Below are 21038 nucleotides of genomic sequence, written 5' to 3'. Positions count from 1 at the left end.
ATCCCATTGACACAACATCCGGCTGCAATTTACAAAGACCATTTAAAGCCTTTTCTGTTCAGTAAGCTTGAAGAATTCATCGTTTTGGGCTATAAAGATGTAGATTTAGAGGAATTATGGTCATACTTAGAGAATAAGAAGTGGAAGAAAAAACAAGAGTATCCGATTCATGAAATGGTTGCAGATATTTTATCTGTGAAAATTGGCGAATTTATGAACTATGCAACCGTTCAGTCGTTTAAAACGTCTGCTTTTTTGGACAGTGAAGATGGCAAGAATATGCTAGATGAACTGTTGAAATAAGCCATCTTAATGGATTCAGGTGTTTAAGGAGGAAATACATAATGAAAAAAGGGCGCATTCTTGCGTTTTTCTTAGTGGTTCTGTTAATCGGAACTGGCGTAGGCTTACTAACAAAGCCTGTTGCGAAAGATATGACGCTAGGGCTGGATTTGCAGGGTGGATTTGAAGTCCTGTATGATGTACATCCAGTGAAAAAAGAGGACAAGATTACAAATAGTGTCCTCGTCAGTACAGTGGAGGCTTTAAACCGAAGAGCCAATGTGCTAGGTGTAAGTGAGCCGAACATCTCGATTGAAGGCAACAATCGTATCCGCGTGCAACTTGCGGGGGTAAAAGATCAAAACAGAGCTAGGGAGATTCTTTCCACTGAAGCACAGCTATCCTTCAGAGATACGAATGATAAAGAACTCCTAAACGGGGCTGACTTGGTCGAAAACAGTGCAAAACAAACATTCAGTCAAACGAATGAGCCAATTGTGACGGTTAAACTAAAGGATGCGAAAAAATTTGGTGACGTCACAAGAAAAGTAGCGGCGATGGCGCCGAATAACCAGCTTGTCATTTGGCTTGATTACCACAAAGGAGATTCCTTCAAAAAAGAAGTCTCAAAATCAAACCACAAGTATGTCTCTGCGCCGAATGTGAACCAAGAAATTAACAGCAGTGACGTGCAAATTGAAGGGAAATTTACTGTCCAAGAGGCAAAGGACCTTGCAAGTATTTTAAATGCTGGGGCATTGCCAGTGAAATTAACCGAAAAGTACTCCACATCAGTGAGTGCGCAATTTGGTGAACAGGCATTAAATGAAACTGTCTTTGCAGGGATTGTGGGAATTGCCCTCATTTTCTTATTCATGCTTTTTTATTACCGAATACCTGGTCTTATTGCTGTCATCACGTTATCAACGTATATCTATATTACCTTACAGGTGTTTGACTGGATGGGTGCTGTTCTGACACTTCCTGGAATTGCGGCACTGATTCTTGGAGTAGGGATGGCGGTTGATGCCAACATCATCACATATGAACGAATCAAAGAGGAGCTTAAGCTCGGTAAATCTGTCCGTTCTGCTTTCAGGTCAGGGAACCGCCGATCATTTGCGACCATCTTTGATGCAAACTTAACGAGTATTATTGCAGGGGGCGTCCTTTTCTTCTTCGGGACAAGTTCTGTAAAAGGGTTTGCGACTATGCTGATCCTTTCCATCTTAACAAGCTTTATTACGGCTGTATTCCTATCAAGATTCCTTCTTGGACTGCTTGTGGAAAGCCGCGCGCTCGATCGCAAGAAAGGCTGGTTTGGTGTCCGTCAAAAAGACATCATCGATATTCATGAAACAACAGAAAATACTGAACCAAAAACACCGTTTGATAAATGGGATTTTGTCAGCAAGCGAAAAGGTTTCATGATTTTCTCAGTAGCCATTACCATTGCGGGGATTATCGTCCTTTCGATTTTCAAACTCAATGCGGGTATTGACTTTGCAAGTGGTACAAGAGTAGACATTCAAAGTGACCATAAGCTGTCAACTGCTCAAATTGAGCAAGACTTTCAAAAATTAGATCTTGATACAGATAGTGTTGTGTTATCTGGTCAAAAAGAAAATCAAGCAGCGGCAAGATTTGTTGGTGTGCCAAATAAAGAAAAAATCGCAGAAGTGAAAGATTACTTTAAAGATAAGTATGGTACAGAACCGAATGTCAGCACGGTGTCTCCTACTGTCGGAAAAGAACTTGCACGCAATGCTTTATATGCCATCATCATTGCTTCGATTGGGATCATTATTTATGTTTCCATTCGTTTTGAATATAAAATGGCCATTGCAGCGATTGCTTCCCTTTTATATGATGCATTCTTCATTGTGGCATTCTTTAGTATCACACGATTAGAGGTAGATGTGACCTTCATTGCGGCGATCCTCACGGTGATCGGGTATTCGATCAATGACACGATCGTGACGTTCGATAGGGTTCGTGAGCAAATGAAGAAACGTAAACCAAAAACGGTAGAAGATCTATCTTACATCGTCAACTTGAGTTTACAGCAAACCTTTACACGATCTATCAATACGGTACTCACTGTCGTAATTGTTGTGATCGCACTGCTTATCTTCGGATCGGCGTCGATTACAAACTTCTCCATCGCCTTACTTGTCGGTCTGTTAACAGGGGTGTACTCATCTCTATATATCGCAGCACAAATTTGGCTCATGTGGAAAGGCCGTGAGTTGAAAAAGCCGGCGAAGATTGATACTGAGCAAGATATTTAATTGAGAAAGGCTGCCTTTTTGGCAGTCTTTTTTCTATAGATTTCCCGAGAATAAGTCGATTCGAAAAAAACATTTCGGGTATCATTGATCTTGAAATGGTCTTTTGCTATAATGACATACGTTTAGAGCAGTATAGAAAGCAAGTGTCCGTTTGAGGCATTTGGCTTTATTCATTGGAGGGGCTGTTATGAAGGTTCGGGAAACTGAACTGCCAGGTATCGGTCACAAAGCCGAAATGATCACAAGAAATAATGAGAAGCTTGCCATCATTACACACGATGACGGCAGAAGAGAAATGTATCATTTTCAAGAGGACGACCATGAAGAATCTATTTCTGGTATTTTGCTAAACGATGAAGAAGCAAGACAAATTGCAGCTATTTTAGGCGGCATGGTATATAAGCCGAAAGCGCTTGAAACTGTAGAGGTAGCCATTGATGAACTGATGATTGAATGGTTTAAGATTGAAAAGAATGCACCAGCTGTTCAGCAGACAATTGGAGACCTCAATGTCCGCCAAAATGATCAAGTAACAGTCATCGCTATCGTGAGAAAATCACATGAGAAGATGTTAAATCCAGGACCTGATACGGTCATTGAAGAAGGAGATACCCTTGTTATTTCTGGAGAAAGACAAGAAATAAAGAACCTCATTAAAGAAAAACTCAGCAGCTAATCATGCCCATGCTGATAGATTTTCTTCCGCTATTTTCTTTCTGTGTTTAAAATGGACAAGGAAAAGGGAAGAATAAAAGAAAAAGCTTGGGGGATATGTAGATGAACAAACAACAATGGACCATCATCTTCGCATTTATTTTCGTATTAATTGTCTCAGTATTTGCCGTGATCAATGTGCGGCCAGTGCAAGTTGACTACTTATTTGGAACGGCTGAATGGCCGCTGATTCTTGTCATTATTGGTTCTGTGCTAATGGGCGGACTCATTGTGGCTTTCGCAGGGATTTTCCAAATTGTGAAACTAAAACGTGAACTAAAGGCTTTAAAAGCTGAGCGTGCAGCCGCACCTGCACCTGCTGCTTCGAATAAAAAGATCGACAAAGACGTTCAAAAGAAACCGAATGTGACGCCTTTAAAAGAACAGCCAGCATCATTTGACCGGAAGGAAAAATAATCTTCCAGCACAATTTCATAAAATAAAAATTGAAACCCCTCAGGCCACTCTAGTATAATAGTGTGGTTGAGGGGTGAATTTATGTTATTATCCAAAATGCGCTGGGAATATGAACATCCAAGCGAAGAAAAAGTGAAATCACTCTCTGAAAATCTGAATATTTCAGCGCTGACTGCATCGCTTCTTGTAAAAAGAGGACTCGAAGAAGTAGAAGAAGCGAGGTCTTTTTTATTTGATCAAAAAGCCGAATTTCATGATCCATTTCTATTAAAAGGGATGAAAGAAGCAGTAGAGCGCATCAACAAAGCGATCGAAGAGCAGGAATCGATTGTGATCTTCGGAGACTATGATGCGGATGGTGTGACAAGTACGTCTGTGCTTTTACATACATTAAAAGAGCGGTCTGCGAAAGTAGACTTTTATATTCCAGATCGATTTAAAGAAGGCTATGGGCCTAATGAACAGGCTTTTCGATATATCAAAGAGCAAGGCGCATCGCTTGTCATCACGGTCGATACAGGCATTGCAGCTGTAAATGAAGCACGTGTTGCAAAAGAAATAGGGTTAGACCTGATCATTACAGATCACCATGAACCAAGTGAGGAGCTGCCTGAGGCACTTGCGATTGTCCATCCTAAGCAGCCGGGCTGTGAGTATCCTTTTAAAGAACTTGCCGGTGTAGGCGTAGCGTTTAAAGTGGCACATGCACTTCTTGGGAAACTGCCAGCTCAGCTGTTAGATCTTGCGGCAATTGGGACAATAGCGGATCTTGTGCCGCTTCATGATGAGAATAGATGGCTCGCCAAAAAAGGGCTTGTGCAGCTTCGACAGTCGAATAGACCGGGGCTGAAAGCGTTATTGAAAGAAGCGGGAGCTACTCTTGAAGAAGCAAATGAAGAAACGGTCGGCTTTCAAATTGCGCCAAGGCTGAATGCTGTAGGGCGAATTGAGCAGGCAGATCCAGCTGTTCATCTTCTCATGACAGAGGATAAGGATGAAGCAGAAGAGCTCGCTTGTTTTGTACAAGAACTCAATAAAGAACGTCAAAAAATTGTGAGTACAATCACAGAAGAAGCCATTCAAATGGTTGAAGAGACAGGTGATGACCAGTCTGCGATCGTTGTAGCGAAAGCTGGCTGGAATCCGGGTGTTGTCGGAATTGTTGCCTCTAAATTGACGGATAGATTTTCTCGTCCGGCGATTGTGCTTGGAATAGATGAAGAGACGCAAATGGCAAAAGGATCAGCGCGGAGTATTCCTGGCTTCGATCTATTTTTCCATTTAAGCAAATGCCGTGACATTCTGCCGCATTTCGGCGGGCACCCGATGGCTGCGGGTATGACACTTCGAGCGGATGATGTTCCTTTACTAAGAGAAAGATTAAATCAATATGCGAATGAAACGTTGACAGAAGAAGATTTTATTCCGATTCAGCGGGTCGATGCCGTATGCAAGGTAGACGAATTGACGGTTGAAGCGATTGAAGAAGTGGGGATGCTGTCACCATTTGGCATGCAGAATCCAAAGCCGTTCATCATGATTGAAGATGCGAGGCTTGAAGAGATCCGAACGATTGGGGCAAATCAGAATCATATTAAAATGTCTCTGAAAGACGAAGACAAGCTGCTTGACTGTGTCGGTTTTCATCAAGGCCAATTAAAAGAAGAAATTGTCACAGGTAGCCGCATTTCCGTCATTGGTGAAATGTCCATCAATGAATGGAATAACCGGAAGAAACCTCAGCTTATGCTAAAAGATGCCCGAGTAGATGAATGGCAGCTGTTTGATTTGCGCGGCAAAAAGGATTGGGAAAAGACAATCTCCACGCTTGATCCAGAAAAATATGTGGTGGTCTGTTTTGACGAAGAAACAAAACAGGAAGTCAATATCCCAATTTATCATGTCCATGCAGAAAATGTTTCAACGTTCGATGTAGAGGGCAAGTATATCGTCTTTGCGGATGTTCCTGCAGATGAGCATTTGCTAAGGCGACTTTTAGAAAACCAAAAGCCAGCTAGAGTTTATACGGTTTTTCAAAGAAAAGAAGATCATTTTATGTCTTCTTTCCCTAGCCGTGATCAATTCAAATGGTTTTATGGATTCTTGTTAAAACGAGGAAGTTTCCCCCTCAAAGAACAAGGAATGGAGCTTGCCAAACATAGAGGCTGGACAAAAGAAACAATCATTTTTATGACAAAGGTGTTTTTTGAACTCGGTTTTGTTAAAATAGAGAATGGTGTGCTGTCAATAGTACGTGATGCCCCTAAAAAAGATTTAACGGCATCAGCATCCTATACAGCAAAACAACGATTGATGGAACTCGATCAAACACTAACATATTCCTCAGCCAAAGAGCTGAAGGAATGGCTGAATAGCATGATGAGCGAAGTCTCACCTGTGCTTTGACGTACGAGGAGGAAAAGGAAAAGATGGATTTAAAACAATATGTGACAGTTGTACCTGACTACCCAAAGGAAGGTGTACAATTTAAAGATATTACAACGTTAATGGATAAAGGCGAAGTGTACCGTTATGCAACGGATCAAATCGTTGAATACGCGAAGGAAAGAGACATTGATCTCATTGTTGGACCTGAAGCGCGTGGATTCATTATTGGCTGCCCTGTAGCATACGCACTAGGTGTAGGTTTTGCACCAGTTCGTAAAGAAGGAAAGCTTCCTCGTGAAGTCGTTAAAGTCGATTACGGTTTAGAATATGGTAAAGATGTATTAACGATTCATAAAGATGCGATTCGTCCTGGTCAGCGTGTCCTGATTACAGATGACTTACTTGCGACTGGTGGAACAATTGAAGCATCCATCAAGCTTGTAGAGGAATTAGGCGGCGTTGTGGCAGGAATTGCATTCTTGATTGAGTTGACGTATCTGGACGGCAGAAAGAAGCTTGACGGTTACGACATCTTGACGTTAATGCAATACTAATGGAGTTTTACGCAAAAAGCACTCGGTAAGAAGGGTGCTTTTTTCCTATCAAAAATCTTTTAGCGGACTTCTTCTCTTTACATCTATCGAATTTTTCTTGATAATAAACTACAATACAGTTTTCATTTAAAAAGGTGATTCCATGGCGAACGAACAAGTTTTAACGGCGCAGCAGGTCATTGACAAGGCAAGAGAATACCTGTCCGCTGAACATATTCAATTTATAGAGCGAGCATATGAATATGCTGAAAATGCACACAAGGAGCAATACCGGAAATCTGGTGAGCCTTATATTATCCATCCAATTCAAGTGGCGGGGATTCTTGTTGACCTTGAAATGGACCCATCGACCATTGCAGGCGGTTTCCTGCACGATGTTGTCGAGGATACGGATGTGACATTACAGGATTTAAAAGAGCATTTTAACGAAGAAGTTGCGATGCTTGTTGATGGTGTGACAAAGCTCGGGAAGATTAAATATAAATCACAAGAAGAACAGCAGGCCGAAAACCATCGAAAAATGTTTGTGGCAATGGCGCAGGATATACGCGTCATCTTAATTAAACTGGCAGACCGTCTGCACAATATGAGAACGCTCAAACACCTTCCTCAGGAGAAGCAGCGAAGAATTTCAAATGAAACACTTGAAATCTTTGCACCGCTTGCGCACAGATTAGGGATTTCAAAGATTAAGTGGGAGCTTGAAGATACAGCGCTCCGTTACTTAAATCCGCAGCAATATTACCGGATCGTGAATCTCATGAAGCGCAAACGAGCGGAACGTGAGGAATACTTGGACGAGGTTGTCAATGAAGTGAAAGACCGTGTGTCAGAGGTGAACATCAAGGCTGAATTTTCCGGCAGACCAAAGCATATTTATAGTATTTATCGCAAAATGGTCCTGCAAAATAAGCAGTTTAATGAAATTTATGATCTGCTGGCCGTTCGTATTTTGGTTGACAGCATTAAAGACTGCTATGCCGTGCTCGGGATTATCCATACATGCTGGAAGCCGATGCCAGGCAGGTTTAAGGATTATATTGCGATGCCAAAGCCGAACATGTACCAATCCCTTCATACAACAGTGATTGGGCCAAAAGGTGACCCGCTTGAAGTTCAGATCCGTACAGTGGAAATGCATGAAATTGCAGAGTACGGAATTGCAGCGCACTGGGCATACAAAGAAGGAAAAGAGTCAGCAGAATCAACGGAGGAAGCTGTCTTCCAGAAGAAGCTCTCTTGGTTTAGAGAAATCCTTGAATTCCAAAATGAATCGACAGATGCAGAAGAATTTATGGAATCGTTAAAGATCGATCTCTTCTCTGATATGGTGTTTGTGTTTACACCAAAAGGAGACGTCATTGAACTGCCGTCAGGTTCAGTTCCGATTGACTTCTCTTACCGGATTCACTCGGAAATTGGGAATAAAACGATCGGTGCTAAAGTCAACGGTAAGATGGTCACGCTCGATCACAAACTGAAAACAGGTGACATTATTGAAATTCTGACATCTAAGCACAGCTATGGGCCAAGTCAGGATTGGGTCAAACTTGCCCAAACCTCCCAAGCGAAGCACAAGATCAGGCAGTTTTTCAAAAAACAGCGCCGTGAAGAAAATGTCGAAAAAGGCCGAGAACTCGTGGAGAAAGAAATCAAAAACCTTGAGTTTGATGTCAAAGACATTCTGACAGCTGAAAACCTGCAAAAAGTGGCTGACAAATTTAATTTTTCAAACGAAGAGGACATGTATGCAGCGGTTGGTTATAACGGAATTACTGCACTCCAAGTCGCCAATCGTTTAACAGAAAAAGAAAGAAAACAAAGAGATCAAGAAGAACAAGAGAAAACTGTTCAAGAAGTGACAGTAGAGTCAAAGACGTATCATGGGAAAAAACGAGAAGCAGGCGTAAGAGTCAAAGGGATAGATAACCTGCTTGTCCGCTTATCTAAGTGCTGTAATCCTGTTCCAGGTGATAGCATTGTTGGTTTTATTACGAAAGGCAGGGGCGTATCTGTTCACCGTGATGACTGTCCGAACGTGAAGACAGGAGAAGCGCAGGAACGGTTAATCCCGGTAGAGTGGGAGCATGAACAACCTGCTCGAAACCGTAAAGAATACAATGTGGAAATTGAAATATTAGGATATGATAGACGCGGCTTACTCAATGAGGTGCTTCAAGCAGTCAATGAAACCAAAACGAACATCTCTTCAGTTTCTGGGAAGTCTGACCGTAACAAAGTGGCGACGATCCATATGGCGATCTTTATCCAAAACATTAACCATTTGCACAAAGTAGTAGAGCGCATTAAACAAATCAAAGACATTTACTCTGTTCGCCGATTCATGAATTAGAAAGGAAGTATATCGTCTATGAGGCTTGTAGTGCAGCGTGTGACAAGTGCATCTGTGAAGGTAGAAGAAGAGATCACAGGTGCCATCAATGAAGGGTATATGGTGCTCGTTGGTGTCACACATGAAGATACAGAAGAAGATGTGCTTTATTTAGCAGAAAAGCTTGCACATTTACGTATTTTTGAAGATGAAAACGGGAAAATGAATCATTCGTTATTGGATGTAAAAGGAAGCGTCCTGTCTGTGTCTCAATTTACCCTTTATGGTGATACGAGAAAGGGCAGACGACCGAATTTTATGAAAGCAGCCAAGCCAGATGCCGCGAACTCCCTTTACGAATGTTTCAATAAAGCCCTTAGAGAAAAAGGCATTCATGTAGAAACTGGCCGCTTTGGCGCGATGATGGATGTGTCATTGACCAATTCAGGGCCCGTCACCATCTGGATGGATAGCAAAGAATAGATTCGCTTTAGACTGTAGATAAACTCATGCAGGAGTTTGTTTAGAGTCTTTTTCTTTTGCGATCAAACAAAAAAGAGGCGCAGAGGCCTCTTTCTTTTTAACGGAAATATTGTTTTAATCCTTCCGTCATTCCTTCTGTGACTCGTTCTTGGTAAGAGGCGCTATAAATGATCGCTTCCTCCTGAGGATTGCTTAAATAGCCGAGTTCATATAAAAGAGAAGGGCGTTTGTTCTCTCTTAAAACAAAATAATCTCCGAATTTGACACCCTTATCAGGGATTTGAGAGCGTTTAGCGACTTCTGTATGGACATTTGTCGCTAATTGCTGGTCTTTTGCTGCTTGATAATAATACGCTGTACTTCCTCTGACACTTGGGTCCATAAAACTATCATAATGAAGACTAATAAATGCATCTGCATTTCTGTAATGAGATGTCGCGACCCTCGATTGAAGGCTGATAAAAGTATCATCACTTCTTGTTAAATAGACATTTGCACCAGAAGCCCTTAATTTGCCTGCAAGTAAATTGGCGGTTTTGATGGTAATGTTCTTTTCAAATGCACCATCTGCGCCAATCGTGCCGCTGTCTTTTCCGCCATGACCAGGATCAAGAACAATCGTTTTTCCTTTTAAAGACCCAGTTCCAGACGATGAATCCTGCTGTGGTCTTGGTGCTTCGCTGCTATTTTTATTCGTTTGAACGACCCAGCTTGCCACATAACCAGTTCCGCCGTTTGATAGTGTCACCTCGTACCAGTCACCTTGCGTGCGAACAATTTGATAGGCAGCGCCTTTTGTGGCTCTTTCTGCAATCCCAGCAGAGGTAGAAGCGCTTTTTCGGATGTTGGTGCCATCGTAGACAATGTACGCTTTCTTTTGGGAAGACGAAGAAGATGAATTCTGTTCACCCGCCGAACTCGCTCCATTGCTTGTGACGATGTAATAGCTTGCAGCCCATCCTTTTACGCCTTTTGCCTCAATTTCATACCAGCCGTTCTGCTCGCGCAAAATGGTGATCTGTGCGTTGCGGGCAAGTGAAGCGACGACTTGTGCATTCGGTGCCGCCGATTGCCTTACATTCAAGCTCGATACGCCAACTGTGCCTGTCTGTTTAGAGCGAGAGGACTCGCCAGAGCTTGATTGAGAAGCTTTTTTGCCGCCTGAAACATAATCAGAGTGAACCCAGCCTGCTGCTTGTTTATACGAAATTTTTGTCCATTCGCCGCTTGTTTTCAGCTTTTTAGCGGAAGCGCCTTGCGGGAAAGTTCCGATGACTTGATAGGAAGTCCCAGGGCCTGTCCGTATGCGAAGATCCGAGGCTGTCGATGTAATGGAACTGCTGCCTGATGCGCTCTGATTTTGCGCCTTTGGCTTAGCAGACTTTTGGCTGCCAGATGATGTGGTAATCAGCCATGAGACGACCCAGCCTTTTTGACCGTTTGATAATTGGATCTGCACCCATTCTCCTTGTTTAGTGAGAATGGGATAGCTTTCTCCGCGCTTCACAACAGCTGCGATTCCATAGCTTAAACCAGGGCCCGTTCTCACATTGATTTCATCTGTTGCAACCACAGCTTGATCTGTTTGTGCTGTAGCATGTGTCATAGGCAAAGTACTTGCGATGAGAACAAAACAGGTAAGAAGCATCAACATTTGATTGTGTTTTTTTAGATTCAAAACGGTGTTTTCCCCTCCCTTGTAAAACCGATGAATGTAAATTCGTTATGTAATGGACTAATTCCTTGCAGTTTCCCTAATAAAAATGAATCAATCTGTTTATACTAAATAAAAACGTGATAAAAGGATGTACAAACATGAGATTAAGCAGAAAATTAGGACGAGTGCAATATAATGGACACCGTGATATCGATCGCTGGCAGCACGACGAAATGGATCAACCAGGCTTCCTTGAAGAAACCGCATCTGAATACGGATGTACGTCAAAAGAAGAGCTGGAAAAGAAAAAGAGGCACGGCAAGGGTTGACAGAGTGGCAGCACCGACCTTATTATAATATAAATCAACACACTTGAAAATTTAAAATGTGGAACTGATGATAGAGAATAGTAGGGTAAATTGCGTGAGCAGAGAGGAATCGCCTTAGGCTGAAAGCGAATCCGCATGGCATTTATCACGAAAGAACACTCTGTAGGTTTCCTGCTGAACGCTCTAAAAATGAGTCAATAGGCGGAGAACGTGAATCTGCGTTAAGGATTTGAGCGGGAACATGGCTGGATCATGTTCCAACTAGGGTGGCACCACGGGTATAACTCTCGTCCCTACTATACACATAGTAGAGGCGGGGGTTTTTTATATGTCCACATAAAAAATGAATGATGGTCGTAGGAGGACGAAAAATGAGTTTTAATATTCCAAGAGGCACACAGGATATTTTACCTGGAGAGTCAGAACGCTGGCAGTATGTTGAACAAATTGCAAGAGATACATGTGCAGCCTTTCAATACAAAGAAATCCGTACACCGATTTTTGAGCATACAGAGCTGTTTGCACGGGGAGTAGGCGAATCAACCGATATCGTTCAAAAAGAGATGTATACATTTGAAGATAAAAAGGGACGCAGCATCACCCTTCGTCCAGAGGGAACGGCTTCAACTGTACGTTCTTATGTTGAAAATAAATTATTTGCACAGCCCGCGCAGCCAACAAAGCTGTATTACATTGGACCGATGTTCCGCTATGAACGTCCGCAAACAGGGAGATATCGTCAATTTTATCAATTTGGGATTGAAGCGATCGGTTCAAAGGATCCTGCCATTGATGCAGAAGTCATTTCACTTGCGATGAGTGTTTATGAGAAAGCAGGCCTTTCTAACTTAAAGCTCGTCATTAACAGCCTTGGTGACAAAGAGAGCCGTGCAGACTACCGCAAAGCACTTGTCGAGCACTTTGAGCCAAGAATTGATGAATTCTGTCATGACTGTCAAACCCGTTTACATCAAAATCCGCTGCGAATTCTTGATTGTAAAAAGGATCGTGACCACGAATTGATGGCAACGGCTCCATCCATTCAAGATTACTTAAATGAAGAATCACGGACTTATTTTGAAAAGGTCAAACAATACTTAACAGATATAGGCATTGAATATGTCGTCGATCCGAACTTAGTGCGCGGTCTTGATTACTACAATCACACGGCATTTGAGATCATGAGTAATGCAGAAGGCTTTGGCGCGATTACCACATTAGCCGGCGGCGGCCGTTATGATGGACTTGTTGAAGGAATTGGCGGTCCTGAATCACCAGGAATCGGTTTTGCTATGAGTATTGAGCGTTTCCTATCAGCAATCGATGCTGAAGGGATTGATCTTCCTCTGCAAGATGGCATTGATCTATACATTGCTGCACTCGGTGATGAAGCGAAGGATTACTCTGTTTCATTATTAAATCGTCTGAGAAAAGAAGGCATTTCAAGTGAAATGGACTATACAGGGAAGAAATTAAAAGGGCAATTTAAAGCGGCTGATCGATTAAAAGCCAAGTTTATTGCAGTCCTTGGTGAAGATGAGCTGGCGCAGCGCATTGTGAATGTAAAAGATACGACAACGGGTGAACAAATTGAAGTGAAGCTTGATGAGCTGATTCAAATGATGAAGGCCCACAAGAAGGCGTAAAGAAGGAGTGGAATGTTTGTGTTTGGTAGAACTTTTTATTGTGGAGAAGTAACAGAAGACCAAATCGGTCAAACCGTTGTATTAAAAGGATGGGTTCAAAAAAGACGTGACCTTGGCGGATTAATCTTTATTGATCTGCGCGACCGTACAGGGATTGTACAAGCTGTCTTCAATCCAGACCTATCAAAAGAGGCGCTTGAGACAGCAGAGTCGATTCGTAATGAATATGTCCTTGATATTAAAGGAACGGTTGTCGCAAGAGAAGAAGCAACAATCAACCCAAATTTAAAAACAGGGAAAATTGAAATTCAAGTCGAAACGGTCAGCGTGTTAAATGAAGCGAAGACCCCTCCTTTTGTGATTTCAGATCAAGCGGACGAGGTATCAGAAGATGTGCGCTTAAAATACCGTTACTTAGACCTTCGCCGTCCTGCTATGTTTGAAACGATGAAAATGCGACATGAAGTAACAAAAGCATTCCGCCATTTCTTAGATGACAACGGCTTTCTAGATATTGAAACACCGATTTTAACGAAGAGTACGCCAGAGGGTGCACGTGACTATCTTGTTCCAAGCCGTGTACACGAAGGAGAGTTCTATGCCTTGCCTCAGTCTCCGCAACTATTTAAACAATTGCTGATGGTCTCAGGGATGGATCGTTACTACCAAATTGCCCGCTGCTTTAGAGATGAAGACTTGCGTGCTGACCGTCAGCCGGAATTCACACAAGTCGATATTGAAATGTCCTTTATGAGTCAAGAGGACATTATGACGCTTGCCGAAGAGATGATGGCAAAGGTGATGAAAGATGTCAAAGGCGTAGACCTGACATTGCCATTACCTCGTATGACATACGATGAAGCAATGAATTCTTATGGATCTGATAAGCCAGATACACGTTTTGAGATGAAGCTTGTCAACATTTCAGATACGGTAAAAGATTCCGATTTCAAAGTCTTTAGCGGAGCTGTGAAAAATGGTGGAGCTGTGAAAGCCATCAATGTCAAAGGTGCTGCAGCCAACTACTCAAGAAAAGACATTGATGCCCTTGGTGCATTTGCAGCGAACTACGGTGCAAAAGGTCTAGCTTGGCTAAAAGCAGAAGGGACAGAATTAAAAGGACCGATTGCTAAATTCTTTGATGAAGCAAAGCAGGCAGAATTAAAGGAGCAGCTGCAAGTCGAAGAAGGTGACCTGTTACTTTTTGTTGCAGATAAGACGTCTGTTGTCCATGATGCACTTGGTGCCCTTCGCCTAAAACTCGGCAAAGAGCTTGAACTCATTGATGAGTCTCTATTCAACTTCTTATGGGTTGTTGATTGGCCGCTGCTTGAAAAAGATGAAGAAGAAGGCCGCTTCTATGCTGCCCATCATCCTTTCACAATGCCAGTACGCGACGATCTTGAATTAATTGAGACAAGCCCGGAAGACATGAAGGCACAGGCTTACGATCTTGTGCTGAATGGCTATGAGCTTGGCGGAGGTTCGATTCGTATTTTCGAAAAGGATATTCAAGAAAAAATGTTTAGCTTACTTGGGTTTTCAAAAGAAGAGGCATATGAACAATTCGGCTTCCTTCTAGATGCTTTTGAGCATGGAGTTCCTCCGCATGGCGGAATCGCGCTTGGTCTTGACCGCTTAGTGATGCTGCTTGCCGGCCGCTCTAACTTAAGAGATACCATTGCGTTCCCGAAAACGGCAAGTGCGAGCTGTGTGCTAACAGATGCTCCTGGCACTGTAAGCGAAGCGCAGCTTGATGAGCTAAGTTTAGCCATTAAAACAAAGGTAAAACAGTAAAATAGACGCATGGATATGGGCATGTAAACGCTTGAAAAAGCGGCATGCCTATGATATGCTTTCTTCAATCAATAAATAAAGTCCTGATACGTACGGTGGTTACCTAGTTTTGACCGAACATTTTTTTATACGGGAGCTTGCCTTTCCTTTCTGCATAAATGCCTCTTTAGAGGACTTATAAAGTCAGGAAGAAAGCACCCACCTGCATGGTGCGGGGTTCAAAACGAAGGAAAAGCTGGCGGCGTTGTCGGGACTTTTTTGTGTTTTTTTCTTTTTCAGAAGGATGACGAAGAAGTTTGAATATGATATGATTCTTTCGATTCATTTTAAATAAAGGTGGAGTGAGGCACTTGTTACATCAGTTTTCAAGAAACGAGCTTGCTATAGGCAAGGAAGGCTTAGATATATTAAAAAACAGTACAGTTGCAGTGCTTGGTGTGGGCGGCGTTGGCTCATTTGCAGTTGAGGCACTCGCTCGTTCAGGCGTTGGCCGTATTGTTCTTGTTGATAAAGATGATATTGATATTACAAATGTGAACCGTCAGCTTCCAGCATTGCTTTCAACAGTTGGTCAGCCAAAGGTTGACTTAATGCAGGCGAGAATCGCTGATATTAATCCGGAATGTGAAGTAGTTGCACTAAAGATGTTTTATACAGAGGAAACATATGAGCAATTTTTTGAATATCCGCTTGATTATGTGATCGATGCGTCAGATACGATTCACTATAAAATTCATTTAATGAAAGAGTGTCTGAAACGCAATGTGAACATCATTTCGAGTATGGGAGCAGCAAACAAAACAGATCCGACCCGTTTCAAAATTGATGACATTTCAAAAACACATACCGATCCAATTGCAAAAGTTGTAAGAACGCGTCTGCGCAAAGAAGGGATTCGTAAAGGAATTGAAGTCATTTTCTCTGATGAAAGTCCGATTGTGATTCGCGAAGATGTCAGAAAAGAAGTTGGAAATGATGAAGCGAAGATTCGAAAGGCACAAATGCCGCCATCATCCAATGCGTTCGTCCCGTCTGTTGCAGGGCTGATCATGGGTGGTCATGTCATTATGCAGCTCTTAAAAGATATTCCAATTACACGTGTGAAGGATAAATAAACAGCCCGCCTGCTAACATGCAGGGGGCTTTTTTTATTTTTGACGTTTTAAATTCTCATATACCTGTTTCAGTGCGCCTTCAAATTTGCCTGTTTGCTTCGGTTCATAGTATTGCTTGTTTTTCAGCGGATCAGGTAAGTATTGCTGCTTCACCCAGCCGTTTTCATAATCGTGTGGGTATAAGTAATCGACACCTCTGCCGAGTGCTGTAGCTCCTTTGTAGTGAGCATCCTTTAAATGAACAGGGATTTCACCAATTTTCCCTGATCGAATGTCACCCAGTGCCGCATCAACCGCCTTATATGCTGAGTTGGACTTAGGAGAAAGACACAGTTCAATGACTGCGTTAGCCAGCGGGATTCGTGCTTCCGGGAAGCCGACTCTTTCTGCTGTTTGAACAGCGCTTAACACACGAGGACCTGCCTGCGGACTAGCTAAACCAATATCTTCGTAAGCCATCACGAGTAATCTCCTTGAAATGCTTTCAAGGTCTCCTGCTTCAATCAGTCTGGCAAGGTAATGCAGCGCCGCATCTGCGTCAGATCCTCTAATGGATTTTTGAAAAGCCGAGAGGACATCATAATGAGCATCACCATTCTTATCATGTGAGAAGCTCTTTTTTTGTAAACATTCTTCTGCTGCGGCAAGAGTGATCATAATATGCCCGGCCTCATCTGCTTTTGTCGATAAGACAGCTAGTTCTAGCGCATTTAAAGCAGAGCGTACGTCTCCGCCGCATCCATTGGCAAAATGATTCATCGCTTCATCGTTCACTGTCACCTCATAACCGCCAAGCCCGCGATGTTCATCCTGTAACGCTCTTGTTAACGCAGCCTTGATTTGCTCTGTTTCAAGCGGTTTCAGCTCAAATATTTGTGTCCGGCTTCGGATGGCAGGGTTGATCGCATGATAGGGGTTAGCCGTCGTTGCGCCAATTAAAATGATCATGCCATTTTCTAAATAAGGAAGAAGGAAATCCTGCTTTCCTTTATCAAGCCTGTGAACCTCGTCTAAAATAAGGATGACTTGGCCGCTCATTTTCGCTTCAGCGGCGACAGCTTCCATATCCTTTTTGTTATGAATGACTGCATTCAATGTCCGAAACGCAATGCTTGTACTGCCAGCGATCGCGGTCGCAATCGATGTTTTGCCGATGCCCGGCGGTCCGTATAAAATCATCGAGGATAAATGTTTTGCCTCGACCATTCGTCTAATAATTTGACCTTCTCCAACGAGATGCTCCTGCCCAATGATGTCTTCAATATGACTTGGGCGCATCCGGTACGCTAAAGGTTTCATGATTATCTCTCCTAAAGCAATGTCTTGTTTGTATAGAGTACCGAAATTTCTTCAAATAGAAAAGGGATGCGTCCTCCTCAAGCGCTCAGAACCGGCAAATGAAAGTTGGCTGAAAGTATGATATAATTGCTTTTGGTCTATATATCAGCGTATATGAAATCAGAAAAATAATTGATGACATAGAATAGAAAACGCAGAGGTGTTTAACTTGAAAATTTCAACTAAAGGCAGATATGGTCTGACGATCATGATCGAATTAGCCAAAAAACATGGCGAAGGCCCCACATCATTAAAATCAATCGCTCAAAACAATAATTTGTCTGAGCATTATTTAGAGCAGCTTGTCTCACCACTTCGTAATGCCCGTCTTGTGAAAAGTATTCGCGGTGCATATGGCGGCTATGTTCTTGCACATGAACCAAACGAGATCACAGCCGGTGATATTATTCGTGTATTAGAAGGACCGATTAGTCCTGTCGAAGTCATCGAAAACGAAGAACCAGCAAAGCGTGAACTTTGGATTAGGATTCGTGATGCAGTAAAAGACGTACTAGACAATACAACTCTTGAAGACTTGGCAAGCTATACAGATGACGGGAATCAAGACGCGTATATGTTCTATATTTAGATCAGAGGTGTACCGGAAATGGAACGAATCTATTTAGATCATGCGGCCACAACGCCGATGGATCAGCGTATTGTGGACAAGATGATGCCTTACTTTACAGAGATATTTGGCAATCCCTCTAGTATTCATTCATATGGGCGCGAGGCAAGAAAGTGGCTCGATGAAGCAAGAGAAGTGATTGCAGGAGAATTACACTGTAAACCGCAGGAGATCATCCTCACAAGCGGAGGGACAGAGGCGGACAACCTGGCGATTACAGGTGTGGCCATGGCAAGACAGCATGAAGGAAAACATATCATCACAGCAAAAACAGAGCATCATGCGGTGCTGCACACATGTGAACGCCTAGAGAAGCTAGGATTTGACGTGACATATTTAGATGTGGATGAAACTGGATTGATTCATCTTGAACAACTAAAACAAGCACTGAGAGATGATACGATTCTTGTGACCATCATGTACGGCAATAATGAAACAGGTGTGATTCAGCCAATCAAAGACATTGGCGAGCTTTTACACAATCACACTGCTCATTTTCATACAGACGCCGTGCAGGCGTTTGGAACAATGCCTATTGATGTAGCAGACCTTCATATTGATCTCTTATCTGCTTCTGGCCATAAGCTAAATGGTCCAATGGGAACAGGCTTTTTATATGTAAACGAAGGCGTGAAACTTTCTCCGCAAATATTCGGAGGAGAACAAGAAAGAAAACGCCGTGCTGGCACTGAAAATGTGGCAGGGATCGTGGGACTTGCAGAGGCTGTTCAATTAACGAAGCAAAATAGAAGAGAAAAAGCCATGCATTATGGTAAGCTCAAAGAAATCATGCTGCAAGTATTCGAAGAGGAATCACTTACTTTCTCTATCAATGGGCACCCGAAAGAGACATTGCCTCATATATTAAATGTTCATTTCCCGGGCGTTTCCATCGAATCGTTACTTGTGAATTTAGATATGGAAGGAATTGCTGTTTCAAGTGGATCTGCATGTACGGCTGGATCCGTCCTTCCTTCGCACGTGTTAAGCGCCATGTATGGCGAAGAAGCAGACAAGCTGACGTCCTCAGTCAGAATAAGCTTCGGTCTTGGGAATGAAGAGGATCATGTGAAACAGGCGGCACGCAAGATAGCAGCTGTTGTCAAACGCTTAGCCAAATAAACGTTCCTCTTTTGTTCGTGTGTGAAAAATGAAACAGCCAGGCACCTGAAGAACGAAACGCACATGCTGTTTCATTGAAAATGGAGTTGATGAAGATGACAAAAAGACCAGAAGACACAAGAGTTGTGGTCGGTATGTCCGGAGGAGTCGATTCATCAGTTGCTGCTCTTATGTTAAAGGAGCAAGGCTATGATGTAATCGGCATATTTATGAAAAACTGGGATGACACAGATGAAAATGGTGTATGTACAGCAACGGAGGACTATGAGGATGTCATCCGCGTGTGTAACCAAATTGGAATCCCTTATTATGCGGTGAATTTCGAGAAGCAATATTGGGACAAAGTGTTTCAATATTTCCTTGATGAATATAAAGCGGGCAGAACGCCAAACCCAGATGTCATGTGTAACAAAGAAATTAAGTTCAAAGCGTTCCTCGAGCATGCATTGTCACTCGGTGCAGATTATTTAGCAACAGGCCACTATGCGCGCGTCGACAGAACTGGCGATGAAGTCAAAATGCTAAGGGGTCTTGATGCCAACAAAGACCAAACGTATTTCTTGAATCAGCTGACTCAGGAACAGCTTGATAAAGTCATGTTCCCAATCGGAGATTTAGAGAAGAAAAGGGTTCGTGAATTGGCAAAAGAAGCAGAGCTCGCAACAGCAACGAAAAAAGATTCAACGGGTATTTGCTTTATTGGGGAAAGAAACTTTAAAACATTCCTCAGTCAATATTTGCCTGCGCAGCCTGGCGTGATGCAGACAATGGACGGAGAAGTCAAAGGTGAACATGATGGACTGATGTATTACACGATCGGTCAACGCCAAGGTCTTGGCATTGGCGGCAGCGGTGATCCTTGGTTTGTCGTTGGAAAAGACTTGAAACAAAATATCTTGTTTGTTGAACAAGGTTTCCACAATCCACTTTTATATTCTGAAAGCATTTCAGCCGTCAATATCAGCTGGACTCGTCCTCATATTGTCGACGAAAATGGTGAATTAACATGCACAGCCAAATTCAGATACCGTCAAGAAGATCACCATGTGAAGGTCAAAATGACAGGTGAGCAAGAAGCGATGGTCATCTTTGATGAACCCGTTCGTGCTGTGACTCCAGGACAAGCGGTTGTCTTTTATGATGGCGACGAATGCCTTGGCGGCGGAACAATTGACGATGTTTTTAAGGACGGTCAAAAGCTGTCGTATGTGTAACATGTTTTCAAAACCTCAACGTCGCTGTTGAGGTTTTTTAATGAAAGGATGAGAGAGCGAATGAATCATAACGAAATTGGCATAGAAGCCTTAAATCAAGGCAACATCGAAAAAGCAGCTGAAGCTTTTACGAAAGCCATTGAAGAAAGCCCAAAAGACCCGGTTCCATATATTAATTTTGCGAACTTGCTTTCAAGCATCAATGAATTTGAACGTGCGTTAAACTTCTTTCAAAAAGCCATTGAACTTGATCACGCCGCAGCTGCAGCCTATTACGGGGCAGGAAATGTATACACATTAAAAGAAGACTTTATGAAAGCAAAAGACTATTTTGAACAAGCACTACAAGCTGGCATGGAAAATAGTGATTTATTTTATATGCTGGGGCAGACGCTCATCAAATTAGAGCAGCCGAAGCTTGCGATGCCCTATCTTCAGCGTGCCATCGAACTGAATGAAGAAGATAATGAAGCAAGATTCCAATTTGGCATGTGCTTAGCCAATGAACAATTGCTGGAAGAAGCGGTGACAACCTTTACCGAGGTGGTCGCGCGTGATCCGCAGCATGCAGATGCCTTTTATAATTTAGGGGTTGCGTATGCATACTTAGAGAAAAAAGACGAAGCACTTGAGATGCTAGGAAAAGCCATTGACGTGCAGCCTGACCATATGCTGGCACTACATGCGCAAAAGCTGATTCAAGAGGCAGAATAGACGGAAGGAGGGAAGAC

At 42.7% G+C, this 21038-nt stretch carries 18 protein-coding genes, 1 other RNA gene and 1 other annotated feature; of the genes, 17 read left to right on the top strand and 2 right to left on the bottom strand.

The window, feature by feature from the left end; genetic code table 11:
* Nucleotides 1-6: 6 nt before the first annotated feature.
* The 8 genes from C6Y07_RS05600 (at nt 7) to dtd (ending at nt 9461) form a co-directional block, all read left to right on the top strand.
* Nucleotides 7-303: a post-transcriptional regulator gene (locus C6Y07_RS05600; RefSeq protein ID WP_003216788.1), complete on the top strand. Its 297-nt coding sequence runs from the start codon at nt 7-9 to the stop codon at nt 301-303.
* 41 nt (nt 304-344) lie between these two features.
* Nucleotides 345-2573, top strand: coding sequence for a protein translocase subunit SecDF (secDF, locus tag C6Y07_RS05595; protein ID WP_060596871.1), 2229 nt, complete (start codon nt 345-347; stop codon nt 2571-2573).
* A gap of 187 nt (nt 2574-2760) precedes the next feature.
* On the top strand, nt 2761-3249 hold the full coding sequence (locus C6Y07_RS05590; protein WP_066030599.1) for a cation:proton antiporter regulatory subunit: 489 nt from the start codon (nt 2761-2763) through the stop codon (nt 3247-3249).
* A 101-nt stretch (nt 3250-3350) separates the two neighbouring features.
* Nucleotides 3351-3704, top strand: a complete 354-nt coding sequence (locus C6Y07_RS05585) for a LapA family protein (protein ID WP_060596869.1) — start codon at nt 3351-3353, stop codon at nt 3702-3704.
* An 81-nt stretch (nt 3705-3785) separates the two neighbouring features.
* Nucleotides 3786-6110 (top strand): single-stranded-DNA-specific exonuclease RecJ, encoded by a 2325-nt coding sequence (gene recJ, locus C6Y07_RS05580; RefSeq protein WP_066030600.1) that lies wholly within the window; start codon nt 3786-3788, stop codon nt 6108-6110.
* A gap of 23 nt (nt 6111-6133) precedes the next feature.
* Complete coding sequence (locus tag C6Y07_RS05575) at nt 6134-6646, top strand: adenine phosphoribosyltransferase (RefSeq protein WP_034661543.1); 513 nt, start codon at nt 6134-6136, stop codon at nt 6644-6646.
* Between the two features lie 142 nt (nt 6647-6788).
* A complete protein-coding gene (locus C6Y07_RS05570; protein ID WP_060596867.1) occupies nt 6789-8999 on the top strand; it encodes a RelA/SpoT family protein in 2211 nt (736 codons plus the stop codon).
* Nucleotides 9000-9017: 18 nt separating this feature from the next.
* Nucleotides 9018-9461 carry a D-aminoacyl-tRNA deacylase gene (dtd, locus tag C6Y07_RS05565; protein WP_060596866.1) on the top strand — a complete coding sequence of 148 codons (444 nt, stop codon included), beginning with the start codon at nt 9018-9020 and terminating at the stop codon, nt 9459-9461.
* 97 nt (nt 9462-9558) lie between these two features.
* On the opposite strand, the gene C6Y07_RS05560 is transcribed toward dtd, so the two are convergent.
* Nucleotides 9559-11115 carry an N-acetylmuramoyl-L-alanine amidase family protein gene (locus tag C6Y07_RS05560; RefSeq protein ID WP_404978216.1) on the bottom strand — a complete coding sequence of 519 codons (1557 nt, stop codon included), beginning with the start codon at nt 11113-11115 and terminating at the stop codon, nt 9559-9561.
* Between the two features lie 161 nt (nt 11116-11276).
* Here C6Y07_RS05560 and C6Y07_RS18860 point away from each other — a divergent pair, with 161 nt between their 5' ends.
* The 5 genes from C6Y07_RS18860 to C6Y07_RS05540 all read left to right on the top strand — a co-directional run bounded on the left by C6Y07_RS18860 (nt 11277) and on the right by C6Y07_RS05540 (nt 16005).
* Complete coding sequence (locus C6Y07_RS18860) at nt 11277-11447, top strand: YrzK family protein (protein WP_003216250.1); 171 nt, start codon at nt 11277-11279, stop codon at nt 11445-11447.
* 58 nt (nt 11448-11505) lie between these two features.
* Nucleotides 11506-11745 (top strand) — a binding site (T-box leader).
* A gap of 73 nt (nt 11746-11818) precedes the next feature.
* Nucleotides 11819-13093, top strand: a complete 1275-nt coding sequence (gene hisS, locus C6Y07_RS05555) for a histidine--tRNA ligase (RefSeq protein WP_060596864.1) — start codon at nt 11819-11821, stop codon at nt 13091-13093.
* Between the two features lie 18 nt (nt 13094-13111).
* Nucleotides 13112-14890, top strand: a complete 1779-nt coding sequence (gene aspS, locus C6Y07_RS05550) for an aspartate--tRNA ligase (RefSeq protein WP_106039645.1) — start codon at nt 13112-13114, stop codon at nt 14888-14890.
* Nucleotides 14891-14967: 77 nt separating this feature from the next.
* Nucleotides 14968-15148: non-coding RNA, 6S RNA (gene ssrS / locus C6Y07_RS05545), on the top strand.
* Between the two features lie 92 nt (nt 15149-15240).
* Nucleotides 15241-16005: a tRNA threonylcarbamoyladenosine dehydratase gene (locus C6Y07_RS05540; RefSeq protein ID WP_044140034.1), complete on the top strand. Its 765-nt coding sequence runs from the start codon at nt 15241-15243 to the stop codon at nt 16003-16005.
* Nucleotides 16006-16038: 33 nt separating this feature from the next.
* Here the strand turns inward: C6Y07_RS05540 and C6Y07_RS05535 are convergent, their stop codons facing one another.
* Nucleotides 16039-17304: a replication-associated recombination protein A gene (locus C6Y07_RS05535; RefSeq protein WP_034661526.1), complete on the bottom strand. Its 1266-nt coding sequence runs from the start codon at nt 17302-17304 to the stop codon at nt 16039-16041.
* 208 nt (nt 17305-17512) lie between these two features.
* On the opposite strand from C6Y07_RS05535, the gene cymR reads away from it, so the two are divergent.
* The 4 genes from cymR (at nt 17513) to C6Y07_RS05515 (ending at nt 21021) form a co-directional block, all read left to right on the top strand.
* Nucleotides 17513-17932, top strand: coding sequence for a cysteine metabolism transcriptional regulator CymR (gene cymR / locus C6Y07_RS05530; RefSeq protein ID WP_012010726.1), 420 nt, complete (start codon nt 17513-17515; stop codon nt 17930-17932).
* Between the two features lie 18 nt (nt 17933-17950).
* Nucleotides 17951-19093, top strand: coding sequence for a cysteine desulfurase family protein (locus C6Y07_RS05525; protein ID WP_060596863.1), 1143 nt, complete (start codon nt 17951-17953; stop codon nt 19091-19093).
* Between the two features lie 95 nt (nt 19094-19188).
* The gene (mnmA, locus tag C6Y07_RS05520; RefSeq protein ID WP_034661519.1) at nt 19189-20307 is read left to right on the top strand and encodes a tRNA 2-thiouridine(34) synthase MnmA; all 1119 of its coding nucleotides are present in this window, start codon (nt 19189-19191) and stop codon (nt 20305-20307) included.
* 60 nt (nt 20308-20367) lie between these two features.
* Nucleotides 20368-21021, top strand: coding sequence for a tetratricopeptide repeat protein (locus tag C6Y07_RS05515; protein ID WP_034661516.1), 654 nt, complete (start codon nt 20368-20370; stop codon nt 21019-21021).
* The last annotated feature ends 17 nt before the right edge of the window (nt 21022-21038 follow it).

The sequence above is a fragment of the Bacillus sp. LNXM12-1 genome, assembly GCF_003004375.1.
In the GTDB taxonomy this organism is placed as follows: domain Bacteria; phylum Bacillota; class Bacilli; order Bacillales; family Bacillaceae; genus Bacillus.
This window is presented reverse-complemented; position numbering and strand designations above follow the sequence as displayed.